Below are 24,679 nucleotides of genomic sequence, written 5' to 3' on the forward strand. Positions count from 1 at the left end.
CACCCCGGGTCACCCGTCCTGCAGCGGCAACTCCACCGTGAAGGTCGCGCCGCCTCCGGGCGTGTCCGTCACGGAGATGGCTCCCCCGTGGGCCTCGACCACCTGGCGTGACACCCACAACCCCAGGCCCAGGCCCCCGTAGTGACGCACGGAGACGGCGCGCTCGAAGCGGTTGAAGATGCGCGCCCGGTGTTCGGGCTTCACCCCCATGCCGTGGTCCACCACGTCCAGGCGCGCGTGGGAGCCCTCCCGCCGCAGCCGCACCTGCACCGGCTTGCCCGCGCCGTAGCGTGCCGCGTTCGACAACAGGTTGTGCACCAGCTGTTTCAGCCGCGAGACATCGAGCAGGCCGGGCAGGCTCGCCTCCGAGTCGAGCGAGAGCACGCAGCCCTGCCGGGCCAGCTCCTCGCGCATCCGCGCCACGCTGTCCGCCACGAGCACCGCCAGGTCCACCGGCTCGCGCTTCAGCCGCAACCGGCCCGAGGCAATCTCGGACACGTCCAGCATCGTCTCGACGAGACCCGCGAGCCGTTGACTCTGCCGGTGCACCGAGGAAAGCCGCTCGCTCGCGAGCGCCCGGACTTCGGCGGGCAGCATCCGCTCGAGGGACTCCACCTGGAGGCACAGGGCGGCCAGGGGTGTCTTGAGCTCATGGCTCGCCACCGACAGGAAGTCGTCACGCGCCTGCACGGCCTCCCGCAGGCTCGACTCGCGGGCCTCGTGCTCCGTGGCCTCCCGGCGCATGCGCGCCAGCTCGAGGTGGGACCGCACCCGGGCCAGCAGCTCCCGCGCGCTGAAGGGCTTCACCAGGTAGTCGTCCGCTCCGGCCTCGAGCCCCTCGACGGAGGCCTCCTCACCCGCGCGCGCCGACAGCAGGAGGAAGGGCACCATCTTGAGCGTGTCCATCGCCCGCACCTCGCGCAGCAGGCCGAAGCCGCCCAGCCGGGGCATCATCACGTCCGAGAGGATGAGGTCCGGCGGATTCTCCCGGGCGCGCTCCAGGGCCCGGACGCCGTCCTCCACGGCCTCCACTTCGAAGGAGGGCCGCAGCAGCCCCGTGATGTAGGCCCGCATGTCCGCGTTGTCGTCCACGACGAGCACGCGGGCGCCAGGGCCCGTCCGGGCAGGGGACTCCGGGGAGACATCGCCCTCCCCTCGCATCCAACCCAGCGCCTCCGAGACGTAGGGCGCGGCGCGAGCCCCGGCCGCCCCGGTCTCGTCCTCCCGGTGCACGCGATCGCGGGGGAGATGGGCACTGCCGAACGGCAGGTGGACGGAGAAGGTACTGCCCTCGCCGACGGCGCTCCGCACGGAGACGCGTCCCCCGTGCAGCTTGACGAGCTCCTGCACCAGGGCGAGCCCGATGCCGCTGCCCTCGTGGCTGCGCGCGCGTGCGCCTTCCACCCGGTGGAAGCGCTCGAAGACGCGCGGCAGCGCCGGCTCGGGAATGCCGGTGCCGGTGTCGCTCACCCGCAGGACGGCCTCGCCGCCTTCCGCGCGCAGGGACACCGTGATGCCTCCCTCGAAGGTGTACTTGAGCGCGTTGGACAGCAGGTTGAAGACGACCTTCTCCCACGCCTCCCGGTCCAGCCAGACGGGCTCGGAGAGCGCCTCCAGGTCCACCGTGAGCACGAGCCCCGCGCGCCGGGCGGCCGACTCGAAGTGGCTCACGAGCTCGGCGGTGAAGGCCGCGAGGTCCGTGGGTTGATAGGCCGCCTTCGCCCGGCCCGCCTCCAACCGGGAGAAGTCCAGCAGGCTGTTGACGAGCTTGAAGAGGCGCACCCCGCTGCGGTGCACGAGCGACAGGCGCTCGCGCTGGTGGGGAGACAGCGCCTCCGTCCCATCGGCGAGCGCGTCCTCGAGGGGCCCCAGCATGAGGGTGAGGGGCGTGCGGAACTCGTGGCTGACGTTGCTGAAGAAGGCCGTCTTCGCCCGATCCAGCTCCGCGAGCTGCTCGGCGCGCCGCTTCTCCTCCTCGAAGGCCCGGGCCCGCGCCGCGTCCGCCGCCACCTGGCGCGCGAGCAGCTGAAGGAAGTCGCGGTAGCCGTCGTCCAGGGGCAGCCGGGGGCTCAGTCCCGCCACCAGCACCGCGTTCGTCTCTCCGCTCGCGCCCAGGGACACGGGGAGCAGCAGCGCGCGGCTGGCCGGCTCGGGCCAGGGGCCACCGGACAGCGCTCCGAAACGCGCGCCCAGGTCCTCGGCGAGCACCTCCTGGCCCGAGCGCAGCACCTCGGCCAGGGGCCAGGCGGCCCCCTCCGCGAGCGCCAGCTCCACCGGAGCGGCCGGCCCTCCCCGCTCCACCCCCGTGCTGGCGGCGAGCCTGGCCTTGTCCGCTGCCACCTCGTAGAGCAGCGCGAAGGGCACGTCCGCGCTCGCCTGGGCGAGCACCTGCTCCACCGAGCGCAGGACGCCGTCCACGTTCTTGTCGAGCGCGGTGCGGATGGACAGCTCGCGGATCGTCCGGAAGCGCCGGTCGCTCAGCACCTGGCGCGTCGTCTCGCTCGCGATGGTGACGATGCCCACGAAATGGCCCGTCTCGTCACGAGTCGGGACGTAGGACCAGGTGAAGAAACACTCCTCCACGAAGCCCCGGCGCTCCATGAAGATGCACATGTCCTGCTCATACGACGCGACCAGCGAGGTCCGGACACCCTCGAGCATGGGCTCCAGGAGATCGCTCCACATCTCGATGAGCGCCTGCCGTGCGGGCACGCCGACGGAGGCGGGGTGCTTGCCCCCGAGGATGGGACGGAAGGTGTCGTTGTACAGCAAGACGTACTCGGGCCCCCAGTAGAGCGCGATGGGATAGGGCGAGCCGAGCATGATGCTCACCGCGGTGCGCAGGGACGCGGGCCAGTCCTCGACGGGACCCAGCGGCGTGCGGCTCCAGTCGAGCGAGCGCAGGAGCGCGCCCATCTCACCTCCACCCGCGAACACCGTCTCCGTGAGGCTCACGCGGGTGCTCCCGCGAGGGCCTCGGCCGCGGGGGGCATGCGCGGCAGGCGTACCCGGAACGTCGTCCCCTCTCCTTCCCGCGAGTCCACCTCGATGCGGCCACCATGCGCCCGCACGATGTGGTCCACGATGTAGAGCCCCAACCCCACGCTGCGCGTCGCGCTGTACCCCGTCGCTCCACGCTGCATGGGCTGGAAGAGCCGCGGGAGCAGCTGCGGCGCGATGGGGGCTCCCTCGTTGTGCACCTCGAGCACTCCCTCGTCCTCTTCTCCGTGGACCTTCACCCGGACGGGGCTACCCCGAGGGCTGTAGTGCAGCGCATTGCCGATGAGGTTGGTGAGCACCTGCGCCATCCGGTCTCCATCCCAGACGGCCCGGCCCTCGCCGCGCTGCTCGAGCTGGATGATGCGCTCGGGGTTGGAGACCTGGAGCTCTTCCACCACCTGCCGGCCGAGGACATGGAAGTCGAGCGGCGCGCACTGGATGGGCAGGCCCCCGCCCAGGCGGGCCTTCGTGAAGTCGAGCAGATCCCGGATCATCCGGTTGGCGCGCTCCGCCGACGCGTAGATGCGCCCGAGCGACCTGCGCTGCCGCTCCCCCAGCCCCGGCTCCCGCAGCAACGTCGTGGCCGACAAGGTGATGGCGGAGAGCGGGTTGCGCAAGTCATGGCTGACGATGCCGATGAGGTGCTGCTCGAACTCGGCGCGATCCAGGGCCAGCCGCTCACGCTCCGCGCGCTCGCGTGCCAGCCGCAGACAGCCTTCCACGCGCGCCAACAGCTCGCGGGCACTGAAGGGCTTCACCAGGTAGTCATCCGCGCCGGAGCGCAGGCCATCCACCGTGGCCTCCTCACCGGCGCGCGCGGACAGGAGGATGATGGGGATGGCCGCGGTCCGGGGGTTGGCCCGCAGCTCGCGCAACAGGCCCAGGCCGTCCAGCCCCGGCATCATCACGTCCGAGAGGACGAGGTCGGGCAGCCGCGCCTGGACCGCCGAGAGCGCCGCCAGTCCGTCCGGCACCGGCTCGACCGAGAAGCGCGTCTCCAGGAGCCGGCGCACGTAGTCGCGCATGTCCGCGTTGTCGTCGACGAGCAGGATGTGGCCCCCCGGAACGAGGTCTCGCGACAGCGGGGGGGGCGAGGCGAGCCAGCTGGAGGCCTCGTCGAGGAAGGGGGCCGCCCCGAGCCCGGTCGACGCCTGCGTGCGCGGAGCCTCGAGCCGTTCGCGCGGCAGGTGGGCGGAGCCGGTGGGAAGACACACGGTGAAGGTGCTGCCCTGGCCCGGCGTGCTGTCCACCCGGAGGGTGCCGCCGTGCAGCTTGACGATCTCCTGCACCAGCGAGAGGCCGATGCCGCTGCCCTCGTGGCTGCGGCCCCGCGCGCCCCGCACCTGGTGGAAGCGCTCGAAGATGCGCGGCTGCTCCTCGGGAGGAATCCCCGTGCCGGTGTCGCGCACGGACAGCTCCACGTGGTCTCCCCGCCACCGCAGGCACACCGTGATGCTGCCCTCGAAGGTGAACTTGAACGCGTTGGAGACGAGGTTGAGGACAACCTTCTCCCACATCTCCCGATCCACCCAGATGGGCTCTGGCAGGGGCTCGCACTCCACCACCAGGCGCAGCCCCGCCTTCGTCATGGCCGAGTCGAAGGCACTGACGAGCCCCGTGGTGAGGACGGAGAGATCCGTGGGCTGGAAGCTGGACTGGATGCGGCCGGCCTCCAGGCGGCTGAAGTCCAGCAGCGTGTTGACGAGCTTGAACAGGCGCACGCCGTTGCGGTGGACGAGCGCGAGCGACTCGCGGGCCTCGTCCGGCAGCCCGCCCGAGTCCAGCAATTCCTCCAGGGGCCCGAGCATCAGCGTCAGGGGCGTGCGGAGCTCGTGGCTGACGTTGCTGAAGAAGGCCGTCTTCGCCCGATCCAGCTCGGCGAGGGCCTCCACGCGCTGCTTCTGCTCCTCGTAGGCGCGCGCGTGGGAGAAGGCCGTGGAGAGGTGGCCCGCCACCAGCTGCAGGAAAGCCTGGTACTTGTCGTCGAACTCGAGCCGGGCGCTCAGCCCCACCACGAGGAAGCCCGCCGGGGGCCCGCCCATCTCGCCCTCCACCGGCAGCACCAGGGCGCGGGTGGGCGCCGTGGGGACCTCGTTGGAGAGCGCCGAGCGCAGCCGCGGGGACAGCGAGGGCACCAGGACGGGCCGGTGCGTCGAGAGCACCTCGTGCAACGGCCAGTCGCCGTGGGACGTGGAGAGCTCCAACACGGGAGGCAGCCGGGAGAGGCCCTCCTGCCGCAGCCCCCGGGCGGACACGAGCGAGGCGCGCTGGCCCTCCGCGTCGCACAGGTAGAGGATGGCGAAGGGCACGTCATGGGGGTTGTCGTCGAGCGCCCGCATCGCCAGCCGGGCGGCCTCGTCGACGCTCCGGGCCTGGAATGAGTCCGCCGCCACCTGCTGCAGGGTGTACAGCCGCCGCTCGCCCAGGATCTGGCTGGTCGTCTCCTGGACGGTGACGAGCACGCCGCCGCGTCCTCCGGCGTCATCGGGAATGGGGCTGTACGAGAAGGTGAAGTACGACTCCTCGAAGAAGCCCTTCCTGCTCACGAACAGCAGCAGGTGCTCGGACCAGGTGGCGGGGCCGCCCCGGAGGACGCCCTCGGCCATGGGGCCGACGGTGGACCAGATCTCCTTCCAGACGTCCGGCCCCGACCCGCCCAGGGACGCGGGGTGCTTGTCTCCCAGAATGGTCCGGTAACCATCGTTGTAGAGCTGGACCATGTGCTCGCCCCACCACATCAGCATGGGGAAGCGGCTGCCCAGCACCACGCCCACGATGGTGCGCAGGGCGGGGGACCACGTCTCCACGGGTCCGAGCACGGTGCGCGACCAGTCGATGGAGCGCATGAGTGCCCCCATCTCGCCGCCGCCCGCGAACACTTCCCCGGCGGTGGCAGGCGCCTTGGATTCTGGAGGTCTCTGACTCATCCGCCGACGTCCATAACACCCAGGGTGCGCATCCTCCGCCGGTTGATTCAGGGGCTCACTCCCGGAGCGTATTCGAGTGAAAACATGCGGCTCGGACCCTGGGCCAGGCAACCAGGCCGCCATCCCCTCGACGGATCGCACGGACCCTTCATCCCGGTACCGGTGAGCCGGCGCCTCCGCCTCGGAGTCACTCAGGGCTTGCGCGTGACGCGCAGGAGCTTCACCGGAGGGGTGAGCTGCTGCCCGTTCGCGGGGGACTGCTGGATGGCACGCACCACGTCCAGGCCCTTCACCACCCTGCCGAAGGCGCCAAAGCCCTGCCCGTCCGGGTTGCGCTTGCCGCCGTAGTCCAGCTCGGGCTGATCCCCGAGGCAGATGAAGAAGTCCGACACCGCGGTGTCCGGCGTGTCGCGCGCCATCGAGACGGTGCCGTCCTGGTGCTTCAGTCCCGTCACGTTCGTGCGCTCGAGCGGAATGGGCGGGCGCTGCTCGGACTCGCGCGCGGGGTTGATGCCGCCCTGGATGACCTCGATCTTCACCTTGTTGTTCGGCTGGTTGTCGGGCTTCACCGTGCGGTGGAACACCCCGCCGTCGAAGAAGCCGCCGTCCACGTAGAAGAGGAAGTTCCGCACCGTCTTGGGCGCGTGGGCCTCGTCGAGCTCCAGCTCGATCTCGCCCTTCTCCGTCTGGAGCACCACGCGCACCGGCCTGGTGGGCTCCGGTTTCGCGGCCTCCGGTTTCGCCGCCTTCTTGGGCGTCGCGGCGAAGGCGGTAGGCGCGAGGGTGAGCAGGACGGCGAGGCAGGCGGATGACAGCAGGTTCATGGGAATCTCCAGTTCACGGAGATTCTTCGCAACAATCCGTTCATCAGGGAAGCGCGAGCGTGAGCACCGAGGGCACGCGCTCCGGAGCCGCGAGCCGCAGCAGGCCATAGCCGATCCCCTGACGCCAGTAGAAGCGCTGGAGCGCCTCGCGCGAGTCGCAACCCGTGGCATCCACGAACTCGACCCAGCCATGGGAGTCACGGTCCACCACGCGCAGCGAGGGGCAGCGGCCACCGGGGACGGAGTCCGCTGAAGGCATCCGTGACGCGAAGCCGGGACAGACTCCTGCCTGCCCTCCGGCCAATCGCGTCCGGTACGGTGAGGCGCGAGCGCCTCGGGTCATCGAGGAGAGGCCCTCCGGCCGCCAGCGTGGGGCCGTCGGAGGGATGCCTCCCCTCTACACACGTCCCGGCCTCCATCGCCGCTTCATGCTCGGCCCTCCCATCGAACGCATCCGCATGACCCCCGGCATCATACCTGGAACTCCCGGAACGCCGCGCCCAACCCGGGGGGCCATGGAAGGAATTGTCGCCACGCGCCGCAATCCCAGACACACAAACGGCCGCCGCGAGCCCAGTGCGTCACACGAGAGGGAAACAGGGGTATCCTCGCACCATCCGATACAGCTGTCGTTTCAACGGCTCGAGGGGAGGAGCGATGATGCGGGCAAGCCTGACTCACGAGGAGGAGCTGGAAACGGCTGTCACCGGGGCCCTCGCGCGGGCGCGGCGCTTCCTGGAGGAGGCGCGGACGGCGGACGGACGCTGGTTGGATTTCCGCTTCCGGTTCGTGGTGGGAGACCGGGACGTCATCAGCTCCCAATGGGTGACGGCCTATGTCGGCCATGCACTGGCCCGGGTGGGGAGCGACCCGGCCCTGCTGGAACATGCAAGGGATTGGCTGGTGGGTCATGCCCACCCCGTGGGTGGCTGGGGCTTCAGCCTGGCGACGCCCGCGGACGCGGACTCGACGGCCAATGTGGTGCATTTCCTGTCACACTGGCGCGGCGAGCCCTCCGGAGAGGCGGCGCTCGCCGAGGCGTGCATGCAGCTGCTGCGCTACTGGGACGAGGCCGAGGGGGGCTTCCGCACCTATCGCCCCGCCGAGCGGCCCTCGCTCCAGGGCTGGGCCAGCTACCCGGGCAGCAGCTGGTGCGACGTCCACCTCTGCGTCACCGCCATGGCGGGACAGGCGCTGCATGCCTCGGGAGACCCGCGCCACCGCCCGGTACTCGAGGCCTGTGCCCGCATGCTGCGCGGCGCCCAGGCCCCCGAGGGCTTCTGGGAGGCCTATTGGTGGCACGGCCGCACCTACGCCACCTTCCACGCGGCGCGGCTGCTTTCCCTCGTGGACGGGGCCTCCGAGCACGTCTCTCGCGCCGCCCGCTGGGTGCTGGGCACGCAGGGGCGCGACGGTGGCTGGGGCAATGGCACCGGGGGCGAGGCCGCGCCCTTCCACACGGCGCTCGCCCTCTCGACGCTGCGGCTCGACGGAGGGCCCTCCCGTCACGGCGCCGCCCTCCACGCCGGCTTGCGCTGGCTGCTGCGCGCCCAGCAACCGGATGGCGGCTGGGCCCACGCCCCCATCATGCGGATGCCCCGCCCCGAGGTCCACGTCCCCTGGGAGGATCCCGACGGCTGCCTCCTGCTGCCCGTGCTCACGGACCGCAACCGGCTCTTCACCACCGCCACCGTGCTCTCGGCGCTCGCGGACCGCCGGGACGCCCTGCGCTCCGGCTGAACGCCGCGTGCCGCCGCGGGCTTCGTCTGGCGCGGCAAACGCAGACATCGAGCCTCACCGGTCTTTCCCGTTCGCCTGCCCATGAACCTTTCACATACAGCCGGAGTCCCGAATCCCTGTCGCGAAAACCGCTCCGTTTGCTTTGACTTTCGAAATGCCATTCCGTATCTTTTGAATCGCTTCCGGCGACAGGAATTGCCCCGCCGCCGAGAGCCTCCGGGCTGGTCCCCACCGGACCGGGGTTTCACTCACCACGAGAGGGTAACGCCATGATCAACGAGACCCACACGAACGAGCAGCCGGCCAACCTCACGGAGCTGAGCGACGAGGCGCTCGACAACCTCATCTCCGGCAGTGCCCAGGAGCTGAGCAGCACGCAGGCCTGGGAGTAGCGCTCCCCAGGAACGCCCCACCTGCTGAACCCGCGGACGGGTGCCTCCGGAGCGCCCGTCCGTCGTCAGCCCGCTCGAACACTCCCGGATTCCACACCCTGGCTGACAATCTTTGACATGAGGGGGAGATCATGGCCGATGCACTGAATGCGTACTTGAAACTCTCCGCGCCATACCTCTCCCCCTGTCTCATCTCACCCACGGCGCTGGCGGACCTCGTCTGGATTGCCCGCCTCCTGCCGCCCGTCTCCGCCTCTGGCTTCGAGTGCCGGCTGGGACGGGAGGAAGCCCAGGCGGATCTCGGCGTGCGCTTGCTCGCCGCGGATGGCAGCCGCGCCGCGCTCGCGGGCCGGGGAGACCCCTCGCTCGCGCTATCCCCTTCCCTGTTCGTCCATCCCGTCTGGGAGCGCCTGCGCCGCTTCGGCGTGCACTGGGACGAGCCGGGCACGCTGTTGCAGGAGGAGATCCGCGACGTCTTCCTGGAGTTCGACGTCGACGGCCCTCCCTCGCCCGTGCCCATCCCCTCCTTCTTCATCGAGTACGAGCGCCAGGCCTGGCGCCGGCTGGAGGCCCTGGAGCAATCCCTGGCGCTGCTGTGGGGCGCGCCGCTCGCGCCCGCCGTCCGCGCGCGCGTCGTCGACTGTCTGGCGGCCCTGCCCCCGGAAGGCTCCGTCTCCGCCGTGGGCGCCATGTTCTCCCGCCGCTTCGACGGGGTGCGGCTGTGCCTCCAGGGTCTGACGCCCGGCACGATGCCCGGCTACCTCGCCCGCATCGGCTGGCCCGGGCAGCCGGAGGAGCTCGAGGCGATGCTCGCCCCGGTGGCCGGCCGGGTGGAGCGCATGGCGTTGAGCCTCGACGTGGGCGCGGCCGTGCTCCCCAAGGTGGGCGTGGAGTGCCACCTCGCCGAGAGCCTCTACGAGCCCGACACCGAGCGGTGGACGGCGCTCCTGGACGTGCTCGTCGAGCGGGGCCTGTGCCTGCCGGCCAAGCGCGAGGCGCTCGTGGGCTGGCTGGGCCATACCCACCTGCGCTCGCGTCCGGAGACACTCCCCTCGAACCTGCGAGCGCTCTCCGCCTCACTCGGTCCCAGCGCCCTGCCCGTGTTCCTGCGGCGCCTCAATCACCTCAAGCTCGTCCTCCAGCCCGGCCAGCCTCCCGAGGCCAAGGCCTACCTCGCGCTCCTCCAACGGTGGCTGGGCCATGACGGGCAGCGGAAGCGCTATGTGTTTGGGGACGTGGAGGAGGTCCGCCACGCCGTCCTCGGGGGCTGAGCCCGCTGCGAGCCCGTCGCCTCGCCCTCTCCCCTCCCGGCATACCGGCCCCTCGGCGGAGGCCCCCATGGCCCAGGGTGTTCCAGAAGAGTTACACTCTTCCACCCTGGCCCAACACGGGAGACAGCAGCGGATGATGGGTGGACAGACCTCGCCGAGGAGCGACTCGGGTCTCGGCACGGAGCAGGAGCTGCAGAGGCGGTTGTCGCTGGCGACCCCCGCGGACACCGTGCGAGGGCTGTCCATGCACGCCATCATGGACGCGGTGCGCCTGGACCTGGGGGACGAGGCCCTGGCGCGATGCCTCACGAAGAGCCAGGAGAAGACCTACAAGAGCTTCTTCAACTACCCCGTCAGCGAGTACCTCGTCCTTCTGTACAACGCGGCGTGGATGCTGAGCGAGAAGCACGGCGGCTTCGACGACTCCATCCGGCGCATCGCGAGCGGCTTCTCCCCCGGCTTCCTGAGCTCGGTGGTGGGCAAGGCCTTCATGCTGCTGTCCAAGGAGGGGCCGAGGCAGCTCATCGGCAACATGCCGGTGGCCTTCCGGGCGGCGGCGAGCTTCGGGGAAGTCATCGTCCAGTGGTCGGGCCCGAGGAGCGGCGTGCTCGTCACCAAGCGGGACTTCCTGCTGTACGTGACGCACGAGGGCGGGCTGCTGAGCCTGTTCCGCGCGCTGGGGTTGCGCAACGCCCGGGCCCAGGGCCGGCAGACGGGGCCGCTGGACAACGAGGTGGAGTTCTCCTGGGAGTGAGCTGACGCCGGGCGGGTCCGGCCGGGCGTACTACCCGGCGAGCAGGGCCGGCCGGCAGCTCGCGTCGCCGCTGGCCGCGGGCAGGGTGAGGGTGAGCAACGTGCCGCGTCCCTCGCGGCTCTCGGCGCGCAGCGTGCCGCCCAGGCTCGTCACGATGGCGTGGCTCACCGACAGCCCCAGCCCCGTGCTCCCGGCGCGCGCGGCGGCGAAGGGCTCGAAGATGCGCGAGAGGGCCTCGGGCGGCAGGCCCTTGCCCGAGTCCTGCACCTCGATCACCACCTCGCCCTCCTCCCCGGTGTAGGCGGCCACGCGCAGCACGTTGCGCGCGGCGTCCGCCGGCTCCATCGCCTGCACCGCGTTGAGCACCAGGTTGAGGAAGAGCTGGCTGAGCCGGGCCTCGTCCGCCCTCACCACCGGCACCTCGTGGAAGTCCCGCTCCAGCCGCGCCCGGTGCTGCAGCTCGCCGCGCACGAGCTTCAGCGCGTTCTCCAGCACCGGCTGCACCTCCACCCACCCCGTCTGCTCCTGCGGCTTGCGCGAGAGCGTGCGCAGATCCTGGACGATGTGTTTGATGCGCACCGCGCCCTGAGCCGTCTCGGACAGGGCCTCGATGACGTCGTCCAGCTCCCGCGTCACGGCCTCGCCCTTGTCGCGCAGCGACTTCCCCAGGCGCTCCAGCTCCTCGCGGGCGAAGGAGAGGTTGGCGAGCATGAAGGCCAGGGGGTTGTTCATCTCGTGCCCCACCGCGGCCGCCAGCGAGCCCAGCGCGGACAGGCGATCGGCCTGGATGAGCTGCGCCTCCATCTGCTTGCGCAGCGTCACGTCCTTGGCGAACACGCGCAGGCCCGGCGGATCCCACAACTGCGCCACCGTCAGCTCCCAATACCGGCCGTCCAGCTGCACCGTGGGGGCGGGCTCGCCCGAGGGAGCACCCCGCCAGACCCACTGCAGCGCCGCCTGCACCAGGGGGTGCTGCGCGCCCTGCACCAGCAGCTCCGGGAAGGCCTTGTGCGTAGCCGGGTTGCCGAAGCGCAGCTCCCCGTCCATGCCCAGCTCCAGCAGGGGCTCGGGGTGCAGCAGCGGGAAGGAGGCCAGGCGGTAGAGCGGCTCCTCCAGCGCGCGCAGCCCCGACACGTCGCGCACCAGCAGGCCCAGGCGCGGCACCTTCTCGCCGGCCACCGGGGCGCACGGGGTGACCTCCGCGGCGTACCAGCGCGTCTCGCCCTCCACCTCGAGACGGTACTCCAGCCGGCCGCCCGCGCCGCCGTGGCGTACCGCGCGCACCAGCGCCCGCAGCGGCTCTCCCGCCTCCTGCCCCAGCACCTCCACCAGCGAGCGCCCCTCGGCGCCCGTCACGTCCCGCCCGAAGGCCCGGCCCGTGGGCGACCACAGCCGCTGGCACCGCTCCTCGCCGTCCAGCTCCGCCACCACGTACTCGGCGCCACGCTCCTGCCGCGGCTCCACCTTCCGCTCCGGCGAGCGCGACGGCAGCACGAAGCCCTCCACCCGGAAGGGTCCCATCAACATCTCCAGGCCGGAGCCATCGGTGTTCATCCGCGTGAGCACGTTCACCAGCGCGGCGGCGTCCTGCTCGGACAGGCGCCGGGTGAGGATGATGCCGTCGGCCAGGGTGGGCTCGGTGAAGAGGAATGTGGTGAGCTTCGGCTCATCCGCGCCCACGTAGGACGCCAGGGTGGCGCGCATGGCGTGCTCGTCCGGGTGGTTGGTGAAGGTGGAGGCCACGTCCGCCTCGCCCGCGAGCACCGCCTGGAGCGCCTTGCGGTAGGTGCCGAGGAAGCGCTGCTCGGAGAAGACCTCGTCCGTGCGCACGCCCCGCTGCTCCAGGCAGCGCACCGGCAGCAGGTGGCCACCGGTGGAGCGCGGGGCCACCCAGGCGGCGCGCTTGCCCTTCAGCGTCTCGAGGGTGAGCGGCTCCTCCGCCCGGCACACGAGGGCGGCGTGGTAGTAGCAGCTGCCCGAGCGCACCGCGCGCAGCACCGCCCGCGCCCGCGGCTCGAAGGCGTCGCACTGCTCGGCCGTGCCCCACGCCATGTCCACCCGGCCCGCCGTCAGCTCCGTCTCCAGCGCCTCGTACGTGGGCGCCAGCTCCATCACCACCGGCCGTCCCAACCGCTCCGACAGTGCCCGCCCGAAGAGCTCGACCCGGACGTGCTCCCTCACCTCGCCCAGCGAGGGGTAGAGCAGGAAGCGGATGGGGGTGGTCGACGTGGTCACGTGCGTTTCCTCCTTCGATGCCCCCCAGAGCCCGGACCGGCCCCGAGTCAGTTTCGTTTCACATCATGCACAATTCTGTACTCCATTGCATACTTTTCCTGTTTGACTGGAAAAAATGGCCTGTCGGGCCCGGCTTCTCTCACCCGGAGTCACTGAATTCCGGGTTTGGCTCGTACAGGGCGCGGAACGCCGCGGCGGATCACAGCCCATGGAGCGGAAGCCGTAGGTGGGGAGCCCCTCCGGGCGCGTTTCGTCCCGACGGGTCCGAGGGCCGTACCCGTTGCGCCAAATCGAGCCGGGGAGACCGCCCTCCCCTGGAGCCCGCTCAGAACGCCTTGAAGGTGGTGATGGTGTAGGTGTCCTTGACGCCGGAGAGCGTCTGGATGCGCTCGGTGACGAAGCGGCCGATGTCCTGGTCCTTGTCGAGGTGGAACTTGGCCAGCAGATCGTACCCGCCCGAGGTGGAGTAGACCTCGGCGGCCTCGTCGACCTGGTCGATGAGCATCGCCGCGGTCTTGTAGGTCTGCCCGAGCTCACACTTGATCATGACGAAGATGGTGTGCACGGGCGCGCACCCTATCACGCCACATCGGGGAGGGAGCCGGGAGCGGCCGGGGCCGCCGACTCACGGCGCACGAGCCGCCGCATGGAGCTCTTGCCCACGATGACATCCACCATCTTCCGGACGCGGGTCCACACGCTCTCCTGCACGTAGGGGACGCCGTGCTTCTCGCACAGCGCGCGCACCTGGGGCTGGATGCGCTGGTACTGGAGCATGGAGAGGTCGGGGAAGATGTGGTGCTCGATCTGGTAGTTGAGCCACAGGTGGAGGTAGTCGTTGAGGTCTCCACCGGTGCGGTAGTTGGCGCTGCCGATCACCTGCTGGAGGTAGCGCTCGCCCTTGTTCTCCGGCTTCGAGTCGAAGCGGTAGAGGTCCTCGCCGGTGTGGTTGGGGCCCACGACGAGGAAGGTGTGCACGTTGGTGATGATTTCGGCCAGGAGCGAGTTGCACAGGACGCTGAACGAGGCCCACGCGCCCAGGGGCAGGAAGAGCGCGGGGAGCAGGACGAAGTTCCAGGCGAAGTAGGGGGCGAAGCCGGACAGGAGCACCTCGCGCCACTCCTCGCGGGTGAGGGGCCCGTCGGGGCGGCGCTTGCGGCGGAGCGAGGCGAGCGTCTCCGGGGAGTAGTAGCTGGCGCGCCAGGTGATGGCGAGCAGCGCGAGTTGGAAGTAGCGCAAGGCGAGCGGGCGATGGGGAGCGCGCAGGGAGCCCTCGGCGTTGCGCTCGAGGAGATCCGGGTCGGCGTCCTCGCCGGTGTGCGAGTGGTGGAGGACGTTGTGCTCGAAGACCCAGGCATCGGGGAGGATCCAATCGAGCCAGTCGACGAAGCGGCGGTTGCCCTTGGCGAAGCCCTTGCTGGTGCGCTCGACGGGGGCGCCGGGGACGCGGTCGTAGCCGCGGTGTCCCACGTGGTGCATGAGCAGCCAGCGCGTGGAGCGGCCGAGCCCCATTCCCACCGCGCTCAGCGGATTGGGGGCGATCCAGGACGCGGCCAGGCCGAGCACCGTGGCGACGCGGCCCCAGGTCTCGATGCGCCGCAGGTGCCGGAGGTCGTCTTCGCCGACGGAGGCATCGATCTCGGCGCGCAGGGCGCGGATGTCCGCGTGGAAGGCGTCCACGTCCACGGACGCGGGATCGAAGTCAGGGGTGGCGCGGGACATGCGGGGGACCTCGGAAGCTCGGGGCGGGCGGAGCGGGATGGGGGGACGAGAAGAGCGGGCCCGCCAGTGCGCGCTCGGAGGGCGCACGGTAACCGGAGGACGGTGGCCCGGGAAAGGGGTTAACCTCGAGCGCATGTGGAGTGCCTTCACTGAACGCAACATCCTGAGTAAGGGCGTCAACGCGGTTACGAGCCATGTCGCCAGGATGGGGCTCCTCGTGCTCCTCGCGGCGTGTAGCGGTAACCAGACACACCCGTTGTCGCGGGGGTTGCATTCGTTGTCATCTCAGCAGGCGCGGGTTTGATTGTCTTCGCCCCCTGGTGCTACTGACATGAGTTTCGACATCAACGCGGTTTGCGGTGTCCTCCAGAGGTTCCAGGCAGAGATCGGCTCCCCACCCGGTACAGAGCGATCTCGCTGAGCCATCGGAAGATCACGACGAGTAACGCCTGACAGCGGATCCAACCAGGAGCACTCCAGAACGGGTAAGCCGCAACCAGCCCATCACGCCCTGTCCCCGGCTGGCGTCCCATGGTTGACTCTCTTAGTCTTTGAGGCATGGAAAACCTGAATTATGCTCTTCGCCTCGGGACTGTGTTGTGGGGTGTGCTCGCGTTGGATTGCTCGGCTGGGACCGCTGCTCTGGGCCCGGGGGACTGCCGACCGGGCGACTCCTCTATGACGTGCTGTATCAAGAAATACCTCTACGACCCGGTGGGGGCCTGTGGCGCCTCGCCCTCGGAGGTTGAGCAGGTATTAAAAACCGTGCGTGCGGACGAGGACGAGGACGCGGACGACTTCGCCAACAACGCAGCCCTTCCCGGGTGGAAGCAGAAGTGCATTCGGTCTTATGTGAAGTGTAAAAACGGTGGTTGGACGGGCAACTGTCACGATTGCATGCGCTACTGTGAGGGGCAGCATCAATGGCCGTCCGGCGAGTGCCACGAACGTTAAGCGTCAAGAGGATCTGAGTACATGCGGGAAGGGAAGGACTTGGATGAGGTGTGGGCGCTCGCTCGTAGGGTGCTCGAAGACAGCAGCCCCCTAGAACTCACCGCCGAGACGCGCGGCCTCATTTCGCGGACGGCTCAGCAGGTGGCCATCAGTCAGCAAGATGCGGAAGAGGCCCTCCGCAGCCTGCCCACTGCAATCCCCCTACTCCGGCAAATCCACCAGCGAATCCGTGATGGGTCGAACCGACTCGACGAGTCCCGAGACCGGGCGGACGAACTCCAGCAGCAAGGAGACTACAGTGCGGCACAGCAAGTCATGCGGGACCTGCTGGCCGTGGAGGTCGTTCCGTTCTACCGGGAGCTGGCTGAAGTTATCCTCAACAAGGTGACGAGGCTTGCCGAGGTGTATGCAACTGGGCGAATCCATCCGGACTTGCCCGACCGGCCGCAGCTCGCCGCCCTTTCACAGCGCGTTCAGCAGGGGCACGCCCTGGAACTCACCGATGACTTGCGCGCCCTTCTACACCGGACCGCCCCCACGGCAGCCGTCAGCGAGACCGAGACGGAAGAGGCCCTAAAAAGCCCGGGAGGCGCCGAGGCCATCATGCGGATGATCCTCTCTCGCTTTCAAAAGGCTGAGCGCCGCTTCCTACGATCCATGTACCGGATGACGAGCCTCCGGGATGCGGGCGACGTTGAGGGTGCGCGCCAGCAGATGCGCGACGTCTTGGCCGTGGAGGTCGTGCCGCTGTACCGCGAGATGGCCGAGGAGCAGCTCAGGGGCCTCGACAGCCCCCCCTCGGAGTCGTAACCCCAGGGCTTCTTGTGAAATCGCCGATGGCTTCCAAGATGGCTTCTTCTGCCCGCGAGCCGTTCCGCCCCCATCCCCTGGGAGAGGGATTGTTGATGGCTGTTATTGGCTTGGAGCCGGAGGGACTCAGCCCACGGGGCGCTGCATGGCCTGGAGCAGCTCGAGCGCCTCGGTGACGGCCTGCCAGACCTGCATCGCCTTGAGGCTCTCGTCGCCGCCCTGCAGCGTCCGCTTGGCCAGGCGCTCCAGCGGCGCCAGCGCGCTCTCCACCAGCGCCAGTTGCCGGCCCACGTCCGCGGGCAGCGGAGCCGAGGCCGCCCGCTGCAGCGCCTGCGCTGGAGCACGCTCCGCCATCGACTTCACCGCCTGGGACATCTGCTCCATGTAGCGTCCCAGGTCCGCCGGAGGCGCCGAGACGGGCGCGGCCACAGGCTGGCGCTCCGCCATCGTCCGCACCGCCTGCGTCAGTTGCTCCATCACCGGGCCCAGGTCCGCCGTCTGCGCGGGCGCCACCGAGCGCTCGGCCAGCACCTTCAGCACCTTCGCCAGGTGTTGCAGGTAGGGCGTCAGGTCCGTCCCCGGGGCCACCTGCACCACCGGCGCGGGCGTCTCCCTCCGAGCCAGCTCCAGCATCGCCTCGCGCAGCGCCTCCAGCCGCGGCGTCACCTCGGCCACCGGGCTCGGACCCGACGGCCGGCTCACTACCTCGGCTGCCCGCACCACCGCTCCCGCCACCGAGCCGAGCTGCTCCTCGATCGCACTGAGCTGACCCGTCACCCGCGCCACGGGGTCATCCTCCTTCCCGCCCATCCGCTTCACCCGCGCGAAGCCCTGCTTGATCTCCTCCCAGCGCTTCGCCCTCTCCGGCGTCAGGCGTCCGCGCAGCTCCCCCAGCTTGAGCAGGTTCTGCTCGGCCGCCGTGGTGAGCGTCTGCGATTCGCCCTGGTAGTGGTCGTCGATGAGCCGCTCCAGCTCATCTTCCGTCATCGCCGACACCACCTTCTCGGTGACCTTGCCCATGTTGCGGTAGCTGCCCTGCAGCTTGAACGCGGGCTCCGTCCGGAAGCGCTCGTCCTGCGCCGCCGAGGCGATGTACTCCAGGTTCACCTTCAGCAGCACCTGCTGCACCCGGAACAGCCGCTGGAAGACAGCGACAATCTCCTGCAGCTCCGCCGCCGCGTAGCCGTACGACAGCTCGCCGGTGGGCACCTCCTCGCCCTTCGCCATGCGGATGAGCTTGTAGATGTCACCCGGCTCGCGCGTGGCGAGCGGCGCCAGCACGCTGTTCGACGTGAGCGCGTTCTCGATGTAGCTGAGCGCGAACAGCTCCTCCTTGCCATCGAGGACGTCACCCAGGTTGTAGGTGTCGGCGCGGTTGGCGAGCATGTCCGGGATGCGGAAGCGGTCGCCCGTCTCGGTGTACGGGTTGCCGGCCATCACCACGCAGAACTTCTTGCCGCGCAGGTCATACGTGCGCGTCTTGCCGTTCCACACGCCCTCGACGCGGCGCTGGCCGTCGCACAGCGAGATGAACTTCTGGAGCAGCTCCGGATCCGTGTGCTGGATGTCGTCGAGATAGAGCATCACGTTGTTGCCCATCTCGAAGGACAGGTTGATGCGCTCCACCTCCTGGCGGGCCGTGGCGTTGGGGGCCTCGGCCGGATCCAGCGACTTCACCGAGTGGCCCAGCGCGGGGCCGTTCACCTTCACGAAGGTGAGCCCGAGCCGGCTGGCCACGTACTCCATCAACGTCGTCTTGCCGTAACCCGGAGGCGACATGAGCAGCAGCATGCCCATGCGGTCCGTGCGCTTGTTCTCGCCCGCCGCGCCCAGCTGCTTGGCCAGGTTGGCGCCAATGAGCGGCAGGTACACCTCGTCGATGAGCTTGTTGCGCACGAAGGACGAGAGCACCTTCGGCGTGAACTCCTCGAGCCGCAGCCGGCGGCGCTCGCGGTCCAGGATATCGCGCAGCATGGCGCGGTAGGCGTGGTAGGCCAGCACGCGCACCTGCCGGAAGTCGCTCAGGCGCGTGAGGAACTCGTCCAGGCGCAGCGGCAGCTTGCGGTCCTGGATGCGCGGGTGCTGGCCCAGCATCCCCGCCACCTCGGCCGACGTCAGCGCACCGGCCACCTCCCGGTCCAGCTTGCGCTCGGTGAGCAGCACCACCGCGGCCTCCACCGCCACATGGGCCGCCGCACCCGGGCCTCCCTCGCGCCGCGCCAGGTAGCCCTCCACCCACGCGCGCACCACGCGCAGGCGCTCGGGCAGGTTCTTCTCCAGGCCGCGCAGATCCTCCTCGAACGCCGAGCGCGTCCCCGCCCGGTCCAGCTGTGACAGCAGCGCGTCCTTGAGCGCCACCGCCTCGCCGCTCGTGGTGAAGCGGGGCCGGTCCACGCCCAGCTCCTCGACGAGGTAGCGCCCGGCGAGCCGCGCCTCCGCGGGGCCGCACTGCACACCCGTGGCCTTCAGGAAGACGCCGATGCGCTCCCCGGCCTCGTTGCCGAGGGCCACCAATTCCGCCGACTCACCAAAGGCGGCGCGGAGCCGGTGCAGGCTGCGCGCGCGGCGGTGGAAGAGCGACTTCTCGTCACCCTCGCCGCCGAAGGCCCAGAACAGGGCCGCCCAGGCGCGAGGCGTGGGCGCGAAGCGCAACAGCCCCGCTCCCGTGTGCATCGCGAGCAGCCGCTCCAGGATGGCCGCCGCGTCCGCGTCGTGGACGCCGCGCTCGTAACCCTCGTCGTACTTGTCCGCCGAGTACGCGCGCACCTTCTCCAACAGCCCGCCCTGCTCCAGCGCCGCCTGGTGCAGCACCGCGAGCGTCACGCTCCCCTTCCCCTCCTCCGCGTCCAGCAGCACCTGCGCGGCGAGGTACTCGGCGCGGTACACCTGGGGCGTCTCGGAGACGAGGTGCTGATCCCAGAGCTCGCGGTACTTCTCCAGCTCCGGGTCCTCCAGCTTCTGGGCGTAGTCCGTGCCGGTGAGCTGCAGGTAGAGCGCGCCGTCGCGCGGCACCAGCGTCAGGTCCAGCGGCTGGGTGTTGACGTTGAAGCGGTGCTTGCCGAACTTGATGACCGGGGCGCCCGAGCCCTCCTCGTAGAGGTCGTTGCGGTCGCGCAGCGCGCGCAGGGCGTCCTGGCGCGCCGTCTTCACCCGGCTGAGCACCTCGTCCGAGCGCACGCTGTCCTGGAGGTCCAGGAGTTGCTGGGCGAGCTGCCGCAGCTTCTGCACCATGGAGTCGGACGCGAAGTACGCGTTGAGCTCGTCCTCGTCCTTGAAGGACTTCGCGCGGCGGTTGACGCCGGTAATGATGCGCTCGGCGGCGCCGAAGAGGTTCTGCGCGCGGCGCTGGCGCTCGTCCACCAGCGCCTGCTTCTTCTGCCCGAAGGCCTCGAGCAGCTCCTCGCGCTTCTGCGTGAGCTGGCCGAGGAACTCGTCGAACTCGCCGAAGCGCCCCTCCATCTCCTCCAGCTGCACGGTGAGGCGCGAGAGGCCCTCGTCGCACTTCTCCGGCGAGTCCGCCACCGACAGCGCGCTCTCCACCGCCTGGCCGAGCAGCTTGAACTGGGCGCCGAACTCGGCCCGCTTCTCGCGGCCCACCAGCTCCTTGCGCTTGACGTTCAGGCCCGCGCGCACGCGGTTGAGCCGGGAGAACAGCTCGGAGATGCCCTCGAGAATCCGCGCGCGCGCCAGCGGGTCGCCCACCTGCAGGCCGCCCACCGTCTCGCTCAGCACCTCGAGGCCCTTGCCCACCTGCTCGATGTCCTCGCCCAACGGGGCCAGCTCGGTGGTGGTCTGGAGGGGCTCCAGCTTCTGCAGCAATGTGTCCAACCGCTCGGCCAGGGGCTGGAGCGCCTCGCCCCGCTGGAGGAACTGCACGGCGTCCGTGCTGACGCGGTCCGTCTCCCCGATGACCTGCTTCTCGAGTGCCTCGAGCTTCGGCACGTCGATGTAGCGGATCTCCTTGAGGGTGATGAGCTGGCCGCGCTGCTTGCGCAAATCCGAGAGGGCCATCATGAAGCCCTCGGCGCTCTGGAGCTCCTCGGGGCGCACCTTCAGGAGCACCTGCTCCTGGGCCGTCTGGGCCGCGGCGATGGCGTCCGTGGCGCGCTTGCGCAGGGCGAGCACCTTCTCGAACTCGTCGATGATGAGCTCGGAGGTGCGGCGCAGGGTTTCAATGCCCTGCTGGAGCGCCGTCTCCTCGTGCGCGAGCCAGTAGAAGGCATCGAGCATGCGCGTGGCGGCGGCGGCGAGGTCCTCGTAGGTGCGGCGCGAGGGCTTGTCCGTGCGGGCCATGCGCACGAGCGTCAGCGCATCGGAGATGCCGCGCACGAGCTCGGCGTTGCCTACCTTGCCGAGGTAGCCCGGCGCGGGCGGCATCTTCGCGGCGTGCTCGGCGGAGACGAAGGGCGTCTGCCACACCTGCATGGGGTGCACGCGGGTGGGCTCGTTGGAGGTGGAGCGGAACACCACCATGCGCCCGTCCCCGAAGAGGCTGAAGCCGTTGCCCAGCAGCGGGTTCTGCACCTCCTTGCGCACCAGGTTGTACGGGAAGAGGACGTAGGCGCCCTCGTCGTTGCGGAAGAAGACGTAGAGCACGTCCTCGCCGTTGGGCGAGCGGATGGCGCGCTTGAAGCGCAGGCCCTCGCCAATGCCCTCGAAGACCTTGAAGTCTCCCGTCTGGAGGTAATAGCCGCCGGGGAAAACGATGCCCTGGTCCTCGGGCAGCCGGATGCACGCGTTGCCGATGGCGTCGATGCGCACCACGTGCTGCGTGCGCGTGTTGAAGACGAGGTAGCGGTACTTCTGCTCGCGGAAGGGCAGCACCCGCAGGAGGATCAGCGCGCCCACCTGCGCGTAGGCGAACTCGGCGTCGTCGAGCGACTGATCCGGATCATCGACCGGCTCGCGGTAGATGCCGAGCCCGTCCGCCGTGTTGTTCTCCACCTTGACGGTGAGGTCTCCCTTCACCGTCTCGACGAAGACCTGGTCCAGGACGTTGACGTGCGGGTGCTGGCCGAGCACGTAGTTCTCGCGCGTGGCCACCTTCCACTCGAAGTCGTGGGAGGGCGGGAAGACGTGATCGCGCTCGCCCTGGTTGTCGATGTAGGTCGCGTTGCCCTCGACATCGAGCGCGAAGCGGAAGACCTTGATGTCGCGCTCGGACTGGCCCGTCTGGAAGATGGCCAGGAGCTTGGTCTCGTTGCGGCGCAGCTGAAGGAGCTTCGCGTCCTTGTAGTACTTGTAGAGCTCGCCGAAGTCCTTGATGAAGCGCGGATCCGCCAGGAACCCGCCGGCCTCGGAGACCGGCACGGAGGAGAGATCGAAGCCCTCGGCGGTCTTCTCGAACTTGTGCAGCGAGAAGACGTCCGCGACGACCGTCTCCTTCTTCAGGCCGATGAAGACGTTGTAGCCGAAGAGCAGGTACTTCCCGACGCCGACGATGTCGCGCGGGACGCAGTTGTGCTCGGTGCGCACGCGCTCGTTGCCAATGACGGTGAGCTCGGTGCCGCCGAAGAGCTTCTTGCGCCGGTCGTTGAGATCATTGGCCTTGTTGCCGAGCGCCTCGGCCTGGTTGAACAGGCGCGCGCGAATGACCTCGTAGCTACCGCCCTCCAGCGTGGCCTCGCCCGCCGCGGGAGTGGGGGTTTCAGTTGCCATCGTCAGTTCACCGGGAATGGGGGGAACGGGGGGAACCTGGGATGCACGTACCCTCACCCCGACCCTCTCCCGGAGGGAGAGGGAGGGTTACCCGTGCTGGGGTGAGGGTATCGGCGATCCGTTCTACGGACCCGTGGGCTCAGCCCTGGGTCTTCTCGGGAGCCGTGGCCCGGACGGGCTCGGCCTCCACGAGCGACTTGAGGTTGGAGGCCGCCGCGGCTGCGGGGCTCGGCGCCATGCGGTGCAGCAGGGCGGCCATGGCCAGGTTCTGCGCATCGTTGGTGAGACCCGGCTTGGAGAGGATCTCCTTGAGGTCCGCGGGCAGATCCTTCTCGCCGTTGAGGTAGCCGCCGAAGGCCTTGCGCAGCGTCTCGCTCTGCTCGAACGCGCCGTCCACGGACTGGCCCACGGTGATGGCCTTGATGAAGCGCTCGAAGAACTGGCCGTCGCCACCGACGATGTTGATCTTCGCGTGGCCCATGGTCTCGGCGAGCACCCTGGACTGGGCCTCGGCGATGTCCTTGCGCACCTGGATGGAGGCGAGCTCCACGTCGCGATCCTTCTGCAGGCGCAGGCGGAACTCCTCGTGCTCGCGGGTGGCGCCCTGGAGCAGCTTCATGGACTCGGCCTTCTCGGCCAGACCCCGGGCCTCGGCGAGCAGCTTCTCCTCGATGGCCTTGGCCTCGGCGAGCAGCTTCTCGCGGATGGCGACGGCCTCGGCCTCGCCGCGCTTCTGGATGGACTCGGCCTCGGCCATGCCGATGCTCGCACGGGCCAGGCCGCGCTCCTTCTCACCGGCGGCCTCGGCGAGCAGCTTCTCGCGGGTGGCGGAGGCCTCGGCGAGCCCGCGCTCCCGGAGGACGGCGGCCTGGGCCACGCCCTGCTTCTCGATGACGGCGGCCTCGGCCTCCTTCACGCGCACCGTGGCCATGCCCTGCTTCTCGACGGCGAGGGCATCCGCCTCCTTCACGCGCACCTCGGCGAGGCCGTGGGCGGCCTCCTCGGCCTGGATGCCCTCGGACAGGCGCATCTTCGCCTTGGCCGTCATGTCGGAGGCCTGCAGCTCGGCCTCGGCCAGGGTGAGCTTCTCCTTGGCGGTGAACTTGGCCACCTCGTTGCTGGCCTCGGCGGCCTTGATGTCCTTGACGAGCTTCTCCTGCGCCTGGGCCTCGGCGGTGATGAGCAGCGCGTCCTTGCGGCGCGTGGCCTCGGCCTTCACGCGCAAGTCCTTGATGCGCTCCTCCTCCTCCGCCACGCCCTTCTCCACGACGATGCGGGTGCGCACCACGTCGGCGATGGCCTTCTTCTCGGCCTCGAGCTGCTTCTCCTTGCCGATGCGCGACAGCTCCACCTCGCGCTCGCGGTTGATGGCCTCCAGGGCGCGGTCCTTCTCCACGCGCTCGGACTCCACGCCCACCACGCGCTCGCGGTTCTTCTGCGCCACTTCCACCTGGCGCTGCTTGTTCTGCTCGTTGATCTGAATCTCTTCCTCGGCCTTGATGCGCGCCAGCTGCTGCTTGGCGTACTCCTCGGCCTTCACGCGCTCGGCCTCGGCGGTCTCACGGGCCTGGATGGAGTCGATCTCGCGCTTCTGCTTGGCGGCCGCCTCGGCGCGCTGGCGCTCGAGGGCGAAGATGGCCTCATCCGACTCGACGTTGCGCTTGGTGATGTTCATGCGCTCGTTCTGCCGGAACTCGTTCGTCTGGACGTTCTGCAGCGACGTGAGCTCGGTGATCTTCCGGATGCCCTCGGCGTCGAGGATGTTGTCCTTGTCCAGCATCTCCACCGGGGTCTGCTCCAGGAAGTCGATGGCGCAGTCCTCGAGCATGTAGCCGTTGAGGTCCTTGCCAATCACCCGCAGGACCTCGTCCTTGATGGCCTCGCGCTCGGTGTAGAGGTCCTTGAAGTCGAACTTCTTGCCGGCCGTCTTGAGGGCCTCGGAGAACTTGGCCTCGAAGAGGTGCTCGAGGGTCTGCGGATCACTGGCGCGGGCGCAGCCGATGGACTGGGCCACCTTGAGCACGTCCTCGCGCGTCTTGTTCACCCGGACGAAGAAGGTGACCTTGATGTCCGCGCGGATGTTGTCCTGGCAGATGAGGCCCTCCTTGCCGCGCCGGTCGATGTCCACCGTCTTGAGGGAGATGTCCATCACCTCGGCCCGGTTGACGATGGGCCACACGATGGCGCCGGTGAAGGTGACGAGCGGCTCACCCTTGAAGGGGTTGATGATCAGCGCGCGTCCCTGGTCCACCTGCCGGTAGAACCTGGAGACGATGAACGCGGAACAGAAGAGGAAGAAGAGTCCTCCCACGATTCCGGAGGCGACGATTGGAAGTTCCATGTCGGTGCTTTTCCCGAGCGAGTAGACCGGGGGACCTTCTATCACGCGGCC

General features: G+C 69.5%; 14 protein-coding genes. 5 read left to right on the forward strand and 9 right to left on the reverse strand.

The window, feature by feature from the left end:
• Positions 1–9: 9 nt before the first annotated feature.
• The 4 genes from ACJ8AN_RS11300 to ACJ8AN_RS11315 form a co-directional block, all read right to left on the reverse strand.
• Positions 10–2,955 (reverse strand): ATP-binding protein, encoded by a 2,946-nt coding sequence (locus ACJ8AN_RS11300; protein WP_407755298.1) that lies wholly within the window; start codon positions 2,953–2,955, stop codon positions 10–12.
• The gene (locus tag ACJ8AN_RS11305) at positions 2,952–5,927 is read right to left on the reverse strand and encodes an ATP-binding protein (RefSeq protein WP_407755299.1); all 2,976 of its coding nucleotides are present in this window, start codon (positions 5,925–5,927) and stop codon (positions 2,952–2,954) included. Before ACJ8AN_RS11305 ends, ACJ8AN_RS11300 begins: the two co-directional genes overlap by 4 nt.
• Before the next feature lie 191 nt (positions 5,928–6,118).
• Positions 6,119–6,751 (reverse strand): peptidylprolyl isomerase, encoded by a 633-nt coding sequence (locus ACJ8AN_RS11310; RefSeq protein WP_407755300.1) that lies wholly within the window; start codon positions 6,749–6,751, stop codon positions 6,119–6,121.
• A gap of 43 nt (positions 6,752–6,794) precedes the next feature.
• The gene (locus ACJ8AN_RS11315; RefSeq protein ID WP_407755301.1) at positions 6,795–7,010 is read right to left on the reverse strand and encodes a DUF4135 domain-containing protein; all 216 of its coding nucleotides are present in this window, start codon (positions 7,008–7,010) and stop codon (positions 6,795–6,797) included.
• A 398-nt stretch (positions 7,011–7,408) separates the two neighbouring features.
• On the opposite strand from ACJ8AN_RS11315, the gene ACJ8AN_RS11320 reads away from it, so the two are divergent.
• The 4 genes from ACJ8AN_RS11320 (at position 7,409) to ACJ8AN_RS11335 (ending at position 10,908) form a co-directional block, all read left to right on the forward strand.
• Positions 7,409–8,491 (forward strand): prenyltransferase/squalene oxidase repeat-containing protein, encoded by a 1,083-nt coding sequence (locus tag ACJ8AN_RS11320; RefSeq protein WP_407755302.1) that lies wholly within the window; start codon positions 7,409–7,411, stop codon positions 8,489–8,491.
• 269 nt (positions 8,492–8,760) lie between these two features.
• Positions 8,761–8,883 carry a hypothetical protein gene (locus ACJ8AN_RS11325; RefSeq protein WP_407755303.1) on the forward strand — a complete coding sequence of 41 codons (123 nt, stop codon included), beginning with the start codon at positions 8,761–8,763 and terminating at the stop codon, positions 8,881–8,883.
• Positions 8,884–9,014: 131 nt separating this feature from the next.
• Complete coding sequence (locus tag ACJ8AN_RS11330) at positions 9,015–10,154, forward strand: hypothetical protein (protein ID WP_407755304.1); 1,140 nt, start codon at positions 9,015–9,017, stop codon at positions 10,152–10,154.
• A 133-nt stretch (positions 10,155–10,287) separates the two neighbouring features.
• A complete protein-coding gene (locus ACJ8AN_RS11335; RefSeq protein ID WP_407755305.1) occupies positions 10,288–10,908 on the forward strand; it encodes a TIGR02265 family protein in 621 nt (206 codons plus the stop codon).
• Between the two features lie 30 nt (positions 10,909–10,938).
• Here the strand turns inward: ACJ8AN_RS11335 and ACJ8AN_RS11340 are convergent, their stop codons facing one another.
• The 3 genes from ACJ8AN_RS11340 to ACJ8AN_RS11350 form a co-directional block, all read right to left on the reverse strand.
• A complete protein-coding gene (locus ACJ8AN_RS11340; protein WP_407755306.1) occupies positions 10,939–13,143 on the reverse strand; it encodes a PhnD/SsuA/transferrin family substrate-binding protein in 2,205 nt (734 codons plus the stop codon).
• A 325-nt stretch (positions 13,144–13,468) separates the two neighbouring features.
• Positions 13,469–13,708: an Lrp/AsnC ligand binding domain-containing protein gene (locus tag ACJ8AN_RS11345; protein WP_407755307.1), complete on the reverse strand. Its 240-nt coding sequence runs from the start codon at positions 13,706–13,708 to the stop codon at positions 13,469–13,471.
• A 14-nt stretch (positions 13,709–13,722) separates the two neighbouring features.
• The gene (locus ACJ8AN_RS11350; RefSeq protein WP_407755308.1) at positions 13,723–14,865 is read right to left on the reverse strand and encodes a fatty acid desaturase family protein; all 1,143 of its coding nucleotides are present in this window, start codon (positions 14,863–14,865) and stop codon (positions 13,723–13,725) included.
• Positions 14,866–15,840: 975 nt separating this feature from the next.
• Here ACJ8AN_RS11350 and ACJ8AN_RS11355 point away from each other — a divergent pair.
• The gene (locus ACJ8AN_RS11355) at positions 15,841–16,629 is read left to right on the forward strand and encodes a DUF2379 family protein (RefSeq protein WP_407755309.1); all 789 of its coding nucleotides are present in this window, start codon (positions 15,841–15,843) and stop codon (positions 16,627–16,629) included.
• 126 nt (positions 16,630–16,755) lie between these two features.
• Here the strand turns inward: ACJ8AN_RS11355 and ACJ8AN_RS11360 are convergent, their stop codons facing one another.
• Positions 16,756–22,287, reverse strand: coding sequence for a DNA repair ATPase (locus tag ACJ8AN_RS11360; protein ID WP_407755310.1), 5,532 nt, complete (start codon positions 22,285–22,287; stop codon positions 16,756–16,758).
• 139 nt (positions 22,288–22,426) lie between these two features.
• Positions 22,427–24,628, reverse strand: a complete 2,202-nt coding sequence (locus ACJ8AN_RS11365) for a hypothetical protein (RefSeq protein ID WP_407755311.1) — start codon at positions 24,626–24,628, stop codon at positions 22,427–22,429.
• Between the last annotated feature and the right edge of the window lie 51 nt (positions 24,629–24,679).

It is taken from the genome of Archangium sp. (assembly GCF_045802675.1).
Lineage (GTDB): Bacteria > Myxococcota > Myxococcia > Myxococcales > Myxococcaceae > Archangium.